This window comes from Candidatus Goldiibacteriota bacterium (genome assembly GCA_016937715.1).
GTDB lineage: Bacteria > Oederibacteriota > PGYV01 > PGYV01 > PGYV01 > PGYV01.
Genome location: JAFGWA010000101.1, coordinates 1 through 12190 on the forward strand (window position 1 = coordinate 1; position 12190 = coordinate 12190).

A 12190-nucleotide genomic window follows, 5' to 3' on the forward strand; every position below is an offset into this window, starting at 1 on the left:
CCGTTACATCTTATCACGTTTATTATGACTCTTGAAAACCCATTAATTACTTTTTTATTATCAGTTTTGTTCCTGTTATAGTACAACTTATCATTTCTCCCCCAAAAATCATAAATCCGATTCTAACATCAATTCATATTATTTACGAACAAATAGCACTACCGCTATATTTTATTTGTGTTTTTTCTATCCAGGTCTTGAGTCAACGCACTGTGTCGAGTGGTTTCTTTCATTCCTTGTCGCACACAAATCACGTCAACTTCAATTTCACCTACTAAACTAATCGCGTAATATTCTCAACAATCGATTCTAAAAAAGGAAGTTTTTTACCTTTTGAATATACCATTTCAATGAATTTTGCAGCTCCATCAATATTCTTCATGGGATTATCCGTTGTCTCTTGTGCCGCCAACTTAACAAAAGAATCATATTCATCATTTAACACTTTCTTTAATTCTGACTCCATCTCATCTTCAAAACACGCCCAATTAGGTTTAATAGTTGTTGGTGGATAATCCACCGGAGACTCTCCAGCAAGATGTAACAAAGCCTTATTACAGTCCTTGTCTCTCTGTTCGTTCTTAGTTTTATCCCCATCAAAAATAAAATATGTAGGTATATTGAAACCTTTAAAAACAACAATTGGTTTGTCAATTTTCGTTTTACCCATGCCAGGAATAATTGCAATCCCTTTTGATAGCCAATCTTTATTTAATACGCTTTGCATCTGCCATAAAATTCCCAGATCGCTCAACCCCTCTACTACTACAACTACTTTAGCAAAAAAACCTTCATTTGAAAACATGCTCATACAATCATTTATTCTTGCCGCAAAACTCGTTCTCGTAAAGCTGCCACTCGGTTTATTCCATATTTTTTCAAGCAACTTAATTGCTTCATCACTCGAATATTTGGTAACTACAGTATGCTTGACTTTTTCAGTTTCAGTGTTGGCCTTCTTGATTATCCGCACTGTATCAAAATTGCTTAAATCTACAAAGTGAGGTGAATGTGAAGTAATCAATATTTGAATTTTTTCACTACTCACCATCGAATTAAAAACAGATGCCAAATATCTGCTACGCGCTGGATGCAAATATAATTCTGGTTCTTCTATCGCCAACACTAAGTCAAAATCAGCAGAATTGCCGGTTTCTTGTTCTAATTTAGCTATATATTGTAATAAAGTAATTATTAATGTTCTTTGGAGTCCATGTCCTTTATTTTTTATAGCTCCTTCAAATTCATCTTCAATCATGGTTGCCACAGGTTGTGGCGGAGTTACTTCGGGCACCTCAATTTCGTTACGCCAATTAAGCTTTAATTCCGATTCTGGCATATAAATTTTAAGAAGTTCAGATATTGAATTTCCCAATTGCGGCAATTCCGTTAATTTTTCAATACTATAAACCCGTTTAGCCTCTTCTTCAAATTTTTGTTTAAATGCCTGGATTTCCGGTCTTAAATTTATTTTTTTTAACACAATAATATCAATGAGTTTTTCAATTACAGATTTCTTACCCTGCAGTTCGTCATTTACTTCCTTTACCGCCGGAATTAAAATAAACTTTGTGAACTTATCAAGCCTTCCCCCACCAACATTTTTAGGCCCTCCAAACTGTACTTCGCTTTCGTACGGCTTCAAATCGTCCAGATGCTCGGATTCAAATTGTTTAAAAATATTTTCTACTTCGGAATATTTTTTTACTTTCGATAGGTTTGAAAAGTTTCCAGCTCCAGCGAGCTCATTATATTTATCTTTTCGCTCAGTGTTATCTTCAATTTTTCTAATTTCTGCGAATTCTGGCAGTTGTAACTCTGAAGCATAATATCTTTGAACTATTTTCTCCATGAATTGAATTTTTTTTGTTACAATTAACTTGTTATCTGTAATGTATTTTTTAAATTCTTCTTCCTCACAGTCTTTTAATCCGCAAAAAGTAACTCGAATTTCTATTGTTTGGGAAGTATCCCTATTAAAAAAATCTTCATTGTTCAGATTCAAACCAGTCAAATCATAAAAACAGTTAATGGCCTGTAAAAAAGTTGACTTTCCCGCTCCATTTCTACCAATCAAAGCAGTATATTTATTACATTCCAAAATACCATCTTTTATAGCACGAAAATTTTTCACAGCTACTTCCTGAATGAACATTTTCCCATCCTTCCCCTCTATACTTTTTCAAACACAAACAAATAATCATATATTATTAGTAGAAAGTTAAATTTTCTTGACTGGATTTTTCAGTACAGTGTTGAACTACAATTATACCGTTCCATTCTATTTAACCAACTTCCTCAAAAATCATGACCTCGTACCGCTTTATATTTTCATACTTAAATTTAACCAACCAAAAATTTTCCCTGTTATAGCTTTTTATAGTTTTCTGGAAATCCTTCCCCTCAGTGCAATCAAGCATCTTACTGTTTTTAACGTCAGCGCCGTCCATGTCCCGTGTAAACCATTAGCCGTTATCAAGAAATATTTTTTCTTTCCGTTCACCTCAGACAGCAACCCTGATCTTGCCACATTTTAACTTTCTCTTTTCATTCAAAACAAACTCTGTTTGCTTTGACTCTGCTGGATCGTTCTTGTATCCAATTTGCCCTTGATTGATTCTTGCTTTGGCAATTTTAAAAAACTCATCATCAATTTCAAGCCCTGTAAAATTCCTTCCAAGACGTTTTGCCACTGCTCCCGTTGTGCCGGAACCCATAAACGGATCAAGCACATTATCGCCTTCCTTGCTTCCAAGAAGGATAATTCTTTCCATAAGCTTCTCCGGTTTCTCTGTCGGATGCTTTGTTTTATGCCTTTCAGCCGACAAGGTCCAAAGATTTCTCATTTGTTTTCCTTCGTTTATTTGTTTACCTAAAGCATAGTTAAAATAATACTTCTTCGTTTTGCTGGCTAGCCATATAATCTCTGTTGATGGCGCTAGGCGGTTTGTCTGTAATAACGGAGTTGCATTTGGTTTAAACCACACAATATCATTTATTATCCAAAGTCCTAACTGTTTAAGTACTACACCTATGGACGGATGATTATGAAGCGTGCCGGATATCCATATTGTGCCGCTATCTTTCAGAACACGAACGCATTTTTCAACCCATTTCCTGTTAAATTCATGTATATCTTCTATTTGATCCCATTCACCTTTATTACATGTTACCGGCTTGCCATTTTTGCATGTGACAAACCCCTTGCCGGATAAATTATACGGCGGATCTGCAAATATCAAATCAAAACTATTTGGCTCAAGCTCATCAAGCTTGTTAAACGCATCACCTTTAATAAGATTCACATTTGTCATTTTATTCTCCTTTATTTTTTTTCAATCGCTTTTCGGCCATTTTCACATATTTGCTATTAGCTTCAATTCCAATCCAATTCCTGCCCAATTTAGCCGCAACCGCGCCTGTAGTGCCTGTCCCGAAGAATGGATCCAAAACTACATCTCCCGGATTAGACGAAGCTTTAATTATTAATTCTAAAAGTCTCTCCGGTTTTTGAGTCGGATGTGCCGCCCTTCCTTTGCTGCCTCTTATACGCTCTTTGCCCTGCAGCACAGGCAACTCGATAAAATCAAGAAAATCTCTCATCTGTTTATCCTGGCCGTCTTTAGTCTTATTTGGATTAAATTTCTTTACTTCATTGTAATTAAACACCCATTTTTTACCTTTAACAAACCAACAGACATATTCAGTAGAATGTGTAAATGTCCTCTTCGTGATATTTGGCATTGCATTTGTCTTATACCATGTAATTATATTGTTTAATTTAAAACCTGCTCGCTTGGCATTTAAAATAATTTCCGCTATATTGTGCTGAGAACAAGAAATATAAAGGCTTCCGCCTTCTTTCAAGACTTCATAAACACCCTTTATCCAATTAAAAGAAAACGCGAAGTAGTCATCCGTATCCCACTTGTCCCACTTTTCATTCACCTTATAAAACGCTCCACCCGTTTTATTATTTGTCAGATTCAAGCCGTTTCCCGACAAATTATATGGCGGATCTGCATAAACCAAGTTTATCGTGCCCTTATCTATTTTGCCACTTAAAACTTCCAAGCAATCGCCTTGAATAATTACATTAATTTTCATTTATCAACCCTTTAAATTATTAAATTCATTGTTTAATTTATCATTATACCAACGGACTCCGTCCATTTCCCCATCATTATATGCTTTTTCAAATATTGCAAATAGTTTGTCATAATTGACATTTTCATCAACTATTTTTTCAAGAAAAATCAGATCAAGCGGTATAATCTTAAGACCTTGAACCGATTTACCGTTGTCGTAAAACGGAGTTGTTTTTCTCTGTCTGAAATCACAAAGTACATTATTATCAATAAAGTTTGCTAAAAATACTGCATATGCATTTTCATTAATTCTAATCAAATACTGTCCTAGATGCCTGCTTACAGGTTCCATTTCGTTTCTTCTCTGACTATCCTTCTCTGTCAAAGTTACTTCAAGAAGCAAATCGTGATCAGGCAAATCATTATATCCCCGGTACTTAAATACTATATCAGACTGCCCCCCAGCCGCATGCACTTTCGGCAATAAATTAACATCCAAAGTCAGATTTAACGCTTCAAGAACATCAACTTTTCTCTCGCTGATAAGATACCAGATGATTGCCATTACGTACTCAAAAATGGTCGGGATACTGGCTTCACAATCTTTAAAGTGACTTGCTATATCGGCATCATTTCGGTTTTTAAACCATAAAAACATGTTCTTAATATCTTCAGGTTTGAATTTATCAAGTATTATTTTGTTCAGACGCTGTACCCGTTTGCCATGAACATACTGCGCCGCAGGTTTTGAAATATCATAGTCCGGATATAAAGTTGCTATGGATTTCCTAAGAACATCCTCGGATTTTATTAAATACGGATAAACATCTTCAATATTCAAGTCTTTACCGAAATTGGCGGCATCATTATCGGTGTAGTTAATTGTTTCATCCCTGAGTTTGTCAACAATTGGCGCGAAATATGCCTTTGGTATTATGTCAAGAGTTGCCTTACCGTCAGCAAAAACAATGGTTTCTGTCAGGCTTAAAAACCTTTTATTTAAATCAAAATAATCATCAAGTGTTGCAATCCATTTATTTACGTGCAAGAAATAAAAAAATTCTGTTTTAAATTCATTTTCGTTTTTTATTTTTACTATTCTGGATCCGTCAAGTGCTGATATATTTTCATCTTCACCGTTTTTGAGTTTAGCGCTACCAAACAATAGCTTCGACCAATTTTTTTTAATCTCGCCATCTTTAACTTTTTTTAATTGACTTAACAATCCTTCAACAGCCTTTTTCCTAGCTTTATCAGTTTTACAAGATTGAAAAACAAGTATTTGGTTATAAATATAGAAGTATATTTCATCATATTTTTTTCCTTTCCTGCCTATCCCGATAGCCGCAAACTTTTCCGCCGTATCAACTTTTTCATTTAGAAAATAATCAAGCGCCGATTTATAATTCGTCATCTGCTCAATTTTACCACGCAAGAACACTTCAACAGTCAGTTTGCCCGCTCTAAACTTTTTAATAGCACCAATAGTCTCATTGGCCTCTTCCACCGTCTTACAAAGCGGGACAAAATAAGTTAATTCCTCGTAAGTCAGATATTCAAGTACAAGCAGCATGTATATTATTATTTGATAAGGTTTGATTTTGAATTCTTTATAATCCCTGCCATTAAAGTCCATGCGCAGCTTCAACATCTGTTTAAAAAAAATAAAAGCTTCCGGTTTTAATTTTAAAATATTGGCATTTCCAGCAGAACTGCTCTCGATAACCCGTATAAGCTTTTCTCCGACTTCGGTTGGTATTCGCTCTTCATCAGTGAGTCCAAGTTGTACAAGCGAAGATGTAAACTGCCTTGCGTCTTTTTCTTTTCGCTTTGCGTCTCCGGTTGCAAGTCCGGCTTTATGCATTTTATCGTAGAATTTACCCTGTAATTCCTGCCATGTCTTACCCGGATATTCAAATTTTAATTCTTTTAATATTACCAACTGACTATAAAGCTTGTACGCCAAGTCTTTTACTCTGAAACTCGTTGTTCCAAAAGACCAGCAGAAAGTCTGAAATTTCATTTCTTTATAATTGTTTTTATCTTTTTTAACCTTTATTTTTTTAGCTCTTTTTTTCATTAATTTCCCCATTTAATTTATGATACATCATACCACTACGCAGCCAGTCCTGACAGGATTTTTTGCACCACTCCCTGAATTAAAAAATGACGGTCTAATATAATTGGTTTATGCTTGGGATTTGTCGAATGCGGTAACAAGGCAACTGTATCACCGAGATCACGAAATTCCTTTATTGTGGCCTCGTCATCTATCAGTGCCACAACCAAATCGCCGTTTCTGGCGGTTTGCTGTTGCCTGACAAGAACCAGATCTCCGGAATTGATTCCTTTTTTGTTCATCGAGTCGCCTTTTGCTTTAAGCATAAAATATTTATGAGGCGGTTTTGCAAGTGTTATTGCTACAGAAATTGAATCAACAACGTTCTGTTCAGCAAGGATAGGAGAACCACAAGATACCTCTCCTACAAGTGGTATATCCACCGTATTGATCCTGCTTTCATCACCGGTAAAATCCGATATTATCCGCAGCCCTTCCGGCCCTCTTTTGACAATATTCTTTTCAGATAGTTTTTCAAGGAGGTATGACACGGCACGAGGCGAGCTAAATCCAAGGGATTTCATAAGAGCACGTACTGTAGGTGGTTTGCCATATCGCATAATGGCATTCCTTATATGTCTCAAGGCCTCTATTTCTGATTCTGATAAAGTATTTTTCATAAAGTTATTATACAAATCGTATAACAAAAGTCAAGTTAATTATACGAAACTGAAATTATAGCTTTACCTATTTTTTGCGAATCAATGACTCTTCTTTTAAATACTTTTGTCTTTTTATTTTCATAATAATCAATATTCTCCCCCATAATTTCCTTGAAATATTGGCTGTAAAACCTTATAATTACTTCTGCCTTAAGCCAAATAATGGTGGCGTAGCCAAGCGGTAAGGCACGGGTCTGCAAAACCCTTATTCATCGGTTCAATTCCGATCGCCACCTCCATAAATAAAAAAAGCGCCCCTTAAAGGGCGCTTTTTTTATTTTATACTAAATCAGGCTTAATTTTCGCCGGTTAATCTTTTTAACAATTTCGTATGGTCAGGGTGTAATAATTCAAAGTTAACACCCGCTTTCCAGATGCCTTCTTTTTTTGAATCGCTGAAGCACCATTCCACCCTTCCAAAAGTAACAACCGGCATGGGTTCATCGGGTACCAGTATTTCTATTCTTAACATCCTGCCGGGAGGTAATATATTCTTTGTAACTATCTGCAGCCCGGTTATGCTTATATCCGCGCTGTCTGCCTGTATTTCATTTTTTAAAGGGTCATCCGCTTCATTTTCTTCAAGGGTGTCGGCGGCTTTTAAAGCCACCTTTGCCTGAAAACTTACCCTTGGATGCCTTCTTTTTTCCGTGTAATTTTCCAATGCTACGTTCCTTCTTCCCAACTGTTAAGGTACTTCACCTGTTCTGGGGTAAGTTTTTCAAGTTTTACGCCCATGGATTTTAACTTTATTTCCGCTATCTTTCTGTCTATTTCTTCCGGCACCACGTATACTTTCTTTTTAAGTTTATTTCCCATCTTAACCATGTATTCCGCGCCCTGTGCCTGGTTTGCAAAGCTCATATCCATTACCATTGCCGGGTGGCCTTCTGCCGTTGCCAGGTTTACAAGCCTGCCGTCCGCAAGCAGGTTAATCTTATGGCCGTTTTTAAGTTTGTATTCAACAACCATATTCCTTACTTCTTTCTTTGTAACCGCAAGTTTTTCAAGGGCAGGCAGGTCAATTTCCGCATTAAAGTGGCCGGAGTTGCAGACTATGGCGTTGTCTTTCATCTTTTTAAAGTGTTCGGAACGGATTACATTTAAATTTCCTGTCACTGTCACAAAAACATCGCCGTAAGCCGCGGCGTCGCTCATGGGCATTACCCTGTATCCGTCCATTTTGGCTTCAAGCGCTTTAATAGGGTCAACTTCGGTTACAATAACGTTTGCACCGGCGCCCGCGCCCCTCATTGCAAGGCCTTTACCGCACCAGCCGTAGCCGCACACCACAAGTGTTGAACCCGCAAGAAGCACATTTGTCGCGCGGATTATTCCGTCAAGCGTGGACTGCCCTGTGCCGTAGCGGTTATCAAAGAAATGTTTTGTCATGGCTTCATTTACGGCAATTACCGGGAATTCCAGCTTGCCGTCTTTTTCCATTGCCTGCAGCCTTATAACACCGGTTGTGGTCTCTTCTGTGCCGCCGATAATTCCGGGGATAAGGTGCCTGTGCGTTTTGTGAATAGTGGAAACAAGGTCAGCGCCGTCATCCATTGTCAGCGCGGGTTTTGAAGCAAGCACTGCAAGTATGTGCGAATAATAAACTTTGTTTGATTCGCCTTTAATCGCGTAAGTGGGAATTCCAAAATCTTTTACAAGGCACGCCGCCACTTCATCCTGCGTGGAAAGCGGATTTGAAGCGCAGGCAACCACATTGGCGCCGCCTTCTTTTAACGTCCACAAAAGGTTAGCCGTCTCTGTAGTAATGTGCAGGCATGCCGCCATGTTAATACCTTTAAACGGTTTGGTCTTTTTAAATTCTTCCCTTATAAGGCGCAGGACAGGCATATTACGTTCTGCCCATTCCATTTTTCTTCTGCCTTCTTTTGCAAGTGTTATGTCCTTTACGTCATAATTTTTTTTCATTTCGCCTCCGTAAATTTTATTCCTTTATCTTTTGTTCTCGTAGGGACAGCACTCCCGCGCTGTCCGGTTCTTGTTCTTCTATTCAATTCAACTACGCGGACAGCGCAGGAGCGCTGTCCCTACATAAACCTAAATTATATATTATCTAAGCCCTGCCGCTTTTCTTAATGCAGCGGCTTTATCCGTTGCTTCCCATGTAAAGTCCTTGTCGTTCCTTCCAAAATGTCCGTGCGCGGCTGTCTTTCTGTATATTGGCCTGCGCAGGTTCAATGTTTCCCTTATTCCTCTTGGGGTTAACCTGAATACTTCTTTTACCGCTGCTTCTATTTTGCACTCTGACACTTTATTTGTGCCGAAAGTGCTTACCAGTACTGACGTGGGTTCCGCGACGCCTATTGCGTAAGAAAGCTGAACTTCAACTTTATCAGCAAGCCCTGCTGCCACGATATTCTTTGCCACGTAACGCGCCATATAAGCCGCGGAGCGGTCCACTTTTGAAGGGTCTTTTCCGGAAAAAGCGCCGCCGCCGTGCCTGCCCATTCCGCCGTAAGTATCAACAATAATTTTTCTTCCTGTCAATCCTGTATCGCCTTCCGGCCCGCCTACCACAAATTTACCGGTGGGGTTAATATGAAACTTTGTATTTTTTGTTATCATATTTTTGGGGATTATGGGATCAATGACGTGTTTTTTGATATCAACGCGCAGTTTTTTAATATCAACTTCCTGATGCTGGTTGGAAATAACAACCGCTGATACTTCAACCGGTTTTCCGCCTTCATAACGCACGGAAACCTGTGATTTGCCGTCCGGCCTTAAATAAGGGATTATTTTTTTTCTTCTTACTTCTTCAAGCCTTTCCACAAGTTTGTTGGCATATGTTATAGGCCATGGCATAAGTACGTCTGTTTCGTTGGTTGCGTAGCCAAACATCATTCCCTGGTCGCCGGCTCCCTCTTCTTTGCTGCCTTTTTTATTTTCAGCGCGGGTAACACCCTGACTTATATCAGGCGACTGTTTGCTGACTGATAATAATATATTGCATTCATCAGGGTCTATTCCGTCTTCCCTGGAATTGTACCCTATTTCTTTTAATGTTTTTCTTACTATCGCCTGAAAATCAAGCGAAGCTGTAGTGGTAATTTCCCCGGCAATTATAACAATTCCTTTTGCAAGAAGCGTTTCGCATGCCACCCTTGAATTAGGATCCTGCGTAAGAATTGCGTCTAAAACCGCGTCAGAAATCTGATCCGCCACTTTGTCCGGATGCCCGGCAGTTACCGATTCCGATGTAAAAATCCCGTCTTTTACTTCCATATTATTGCCTCCTGAAAATATATTTAACGCTGTAATTAATAACGGAATTATAGCACAGCACTGTTTTGATTTCTATAAAAAATAAGCCTGCTTTCCCTGCTTTATATAGTATAATCTTGTCATGGAAAACACGAATGAAAGGATAAAAATTCAGCAGGCAGAAAACGGAATTATTATAGAAATAAAGGCCTATAACACCATGTTTAACGCCTTGCTGTCTGTTTTTATTACAGGCTTTTTTGCGGGACTTTTTTTTATCTTTATAATGACCGCAGCCACGCTGTTATATTCTTCAGGCTCTAAAATTGATTTAAACCCCCTTATCACCGCAACCACAGCGGCATATGCTTTAATTGGTTTTGTGTTTATAGCGCGCGCCGCCGTTTGGACGCTGTTTGGAAAGGAAGAAATTATTTTATCAGGCACCACTTTTTGCTACAAAAAAAAGGCAATAATAAAACTTAAGGAAATCACCATTACCCGTAATGATATTCTGGAATTTAAACTGGTGGATTACTTTGAACCCAAAGATTTGTTTTACGCGGTAAAAGCGGAATTTGGTTTTTTAGGCAGGTCTTTTCTGATTAAAACCGCCTCTTATAAATTACGTTTTGGGATATGCCTGAATACGGAAGAACTGCGCGTGCTTGAAAGTTTTCAGAAATTTAAAAACCTTTTAAAAAAAACTTAACCCAGGTTTTCTTCCGCCTCTTTTACAAGTTCATCCATAAGGGCTTTTACAGACACTATTTTATCCACCCTGTAAACATTTGAACCCGCAAACGCAAAACCGTTCTGAAGGTCGCCTTTAGCCGCGTTTGAAAGCGCGTCTGCTATGCAGTACGGCGATTTAGCCGGGTTGCAAGTACGCAGGCAAAGGTATGAACATTTAAACTTAATTTCACCTTTTTTTGCTTTCTCAAGAAATTCATTTTTTATCGCCCTTCCCGGCATTCCTACAGGGCTCTTTATTATTACAAGGTCTTCTTTTTTGGCGTTAATATAAGCGTTTTTAAACGCGATATCCGCGTCGCATTCATCCGTGCATACAAACCTTGTGCCCATCTGAATTCCCGACGCGCCAAGTTTAATCATGTGAGCGATGTCTTTGCCGTCAAATATTCCGCCTGCCGCTATCACAGGTATTTTTTTACCGAACTGTTCTTTGTATTTTTTTACGGTTTCTATTACCCCTGTTACAATCCCGTCAAGTTTGGGGGCTATAGCGTCTTCTTCTATTTCTTCCAGCGAATAACCAAGATGGCCGCCTGCCATCGGCCCTTCCACCACTACCGCGTCAGGAACCCTGTTATATTTTGACGTCCATGTCTTGCAGATTATTTCCGCGACCCTTGCCGAAGATACAATAGGCGCGATTTTTACGTCTGACCCTTCCACAAGTTTTGGAAGGTTTAAAGGAAGCCCGGCGCCTGAAAATATGATATCCACTTTTTCATCTACCGCTGCCTGTACAAGCGCCGGATAACTGGTAAGCGCAACCATAATATTTACGGCAATAATCCCTTTTGTAAGGGCTTTTGCTTCCCTTACATAACTTATAAATTCCCTTAAATCAAGCGCATCGTCTTTTTCAATATTTTTTCTGTCTTTAACATGATCGCTTTTAATGGCCGCTGATATGGTGCCCACCCCGCCGGCATTTGCCACAGCGGATGCAAGTTTTGCAAGTGATATTTTAATGCCCATTCCGCCCTGAATTATAGGCGGGCTTATCTTTAAATTTCCGATAACAAGTTCGGGAAGATGCTTCATTCTTTGTTCTCACTTTCGGGAATAGTTTCCCTTGAAATTCGTTTATACATCTTAAGTATCTGATTTCTTTTCGGGGGAGGATTATCTGAAAAGTTAAAGAAGAATTAAAACTCTTCTTAAAACATTTAAGAATATTCCGGGTCCGTCATTAGATAATCTTCACTTACAAGTTAATTATACCACAGAAACAGAAAAAAACAAAGGCTGCATAAACCTGGTTGTTGTATGCTTTTGTGTGTAATTTAAGTAAAAGGGGTTCCTAACCTGTATTACAATGGTTTTTGCTGAGAAAACCAAACAGG

General features: G+C 38.4%; 10 protein-coding genes and 1 tRNA gene. 2 read left to right on the plus strand and 9 right to left on the minus strand.

All coding sequences use genetic code 11. From position 1 onward, the window contains the following. Positions 1–274: 274 nt before the first annotated feature. The 5 genes from JXR81_09930 to lexA all read right to left on the minus strand — a co-directional run bounded on the left by JXR81_09930 (position 275) and on the right by lexA (position 6827). Positions 275–2155: an ATP-dependent endonuclease gene (locus tag JXR81_09930; protein MBN2755161.1), complete on the minus strand. Its 1881-nt coding sequence runs from the start codon at positions 2153–2155 to the stop codon at positions 275–277. Positions 2156–2504: 349 nt separating this feature from the next. Next, positions 2505–3314, minus strand: a complete 810-nt coding sequence (locus tag JXR81_09935) for a site-specific DNA-methyltransferase (GenBank protein ID MBN2755162.1) — start codon at positions 3312–3314, stop codon at positions 2505–2507. A gap of 1 nt (position 3315) precedes the next feature. Next, positions 3316–4107, minus strand: a complete 792-nt coding sequence (locus tag JXR81_09940) for a site-specific DNA-methyltransferase (protein ID MBN2755163.1) — start codon at positions 4105–4107, stop codon at positions 3316–3318. A gap of 3 nt (positions 4108–4110) precedes the next feature. Next, positions 4111–6168 carry an AlwI family type II restriction endonuclease gene (locus tag JXR81_09945; GenBank protein MBN2755164.1) on the minus strand — a complete coding sequence of 686 codons (2058 nt, stop codon included), beginning with the start codon at positions 6166–6168 and terminating at the stop codon, positions 4111–4113. A 35-nt stretch (positions 6169–6203) separates the two neighbouring features. Continuing rightward, complete coding sequence (gene lexA, locus JXR81_09950; protein ID MBN2755165.1) at positions 6204–6827, minus strand: repressor LexA; 624 nt, start codon at positions 6825–6827, stop codon at positions 6204–6206. Positions 6828–7033: 206 nt separating this feature from the next. Here lexA and JXR81_09955 point away from each other — a divergent pair. Then, positions 7034–7108 (plus strand) — tRNA-Cys (locus tag JXR81_09955). A 56-nt stretch (positions 7109–7164) separates the two neighbouring features. Here the strand turns inward: JXR81_09955 and JXR81_09960 are convergent. The 3 genes from JXR81_09960 to JXR81_09970 form a co-directional block, all read right to left on the minus strand. Next, complete coding sequence (locus JXR81_09960) at positions 7165–7533, minus strand: PilZ domain-containing protein (protein ID MBN2755166.1); 369 nt, start codon at positions 7531–7533, stop codon at positions 7165–7167. 2 nt (positions 7534–7535) lie between these two features. After that, positions 7536–8798 (minus strand): adenosylhomocysteinase, encoded by a 1263-nt coding sequence (locus tag JXR81_09965; protein ID MBN2755167.1) that lies wholly within the window; start codon positions 8796–8798, stop codon positions 7536–7538. A gap of 141 nt (positions 8799–8939) precedes the next feature. Then, positions 8940–10115: a methionine adenosyltransferase gene (locus JXR81_09970; protein MBN2755168.1), complete on the minus strand. Its 1176-nt coding sequence runs from the start codon at positions 10113–10115 to the stop codon at positions 8940–8942. Between the two features lie 121 nt (positions 10116–10236). On the opposite strand from JXR81_09970, the gene JXR81_09975 reads away from it, so the two are divergent. Continuing rightward, positions 10237–10806 carry a hypothetical protein gene (locus JXR81_09975; GenBank protein ID MBN2755169.1) on the plus strand — a complete coding sequence of 190 codons (570 nt, stop codon included), beginning with the start codon at positions 10237–10239 and terminating at the stop codon, positions 10804–10806. Here the strand turns inward: JXR81_09975 and JXR81_09980 are convergent. Continuing rightward, a complete protein-coding gene (locus tag JXR81_09980) occupies positions 10803–11888 on the minus strand; it encodes a nitronate monooxygenase (GenBank protein MBN2755170.1) in 1086 nt (361 codons plus the stop codon). The genes JXR81_09975 and JXR81_09980 overlap by 4 nt on opposite strands. Positions 11889–12190 lie beyond the last annotated feature (302 nt).

Excerpts from the sequence above, each read along its gene's own strand:
- JXR81_09980 (MBN2755170.1), bottom strand. The coding sequence starts at position 11,888 with ATGAAGCATCTTCCCGAACTTGTTATCGGAAATTTAAAGATAAGCCCG.
- JXR81_09975 (MBN2755169.1), top strand. The coding sequence starts at position 10,237 with ATGGAAAACACGAATGAAAGGATAAAAATTCAGCAGGCAGAAAACGGA.
- JXR81_09970 (MBN2755168.1), bottom strand. The coding sequence starts at position 10,115 with ATGGAAGTAAAAGACGGGATTTTTACATCGGAATCGGTAACTGCCGGG.
- JXR81_09965 (MBN2755167.1), bottom strand. The coding sequence starts at position 8,798 with ATGAAAAAAAATTATGACGTAAAGGACATAACACTTGCAAAAGAAGGC.
- JXR81_09935 (MBN2755162.1), bottom strand. The coding sequence starts at position 3,314 with ATGACAAATGTGAATCTTATTAAAGGTGATGCGTTTAACAAGCTTGAT.
- JXR81_09940 (MBN2755163.1), bottom strand. The coding sequence starts at position 4,107 with ATGAAAATTAATGTAATTATTCAAGGCGATTGCTTGGAAGTTTTAAGT.
- JXR81_09930 (MBN2755161.1), bottom strand. The coding sequence starts at position 2,155 with ATGTTCATTCAGGAAGTAGCTGTGAAAAATTTTCGTGCTATAAAAGAT.
- lexA (MBN2755165.1), bottom strand. The coding sequence starts at position 6,827 with ATGAAAAATACTTTATCAGAATCAGAAATAGAGGCCTTGAGACATATA.
- JXR81_09945 (MBN2755164.1), bottom strand. The coding sequence starts at position 6,168 with ATGAAAAAAAGAGCTAAAAAAATAAAGGTTAAAAAAGATAAAAACAAT.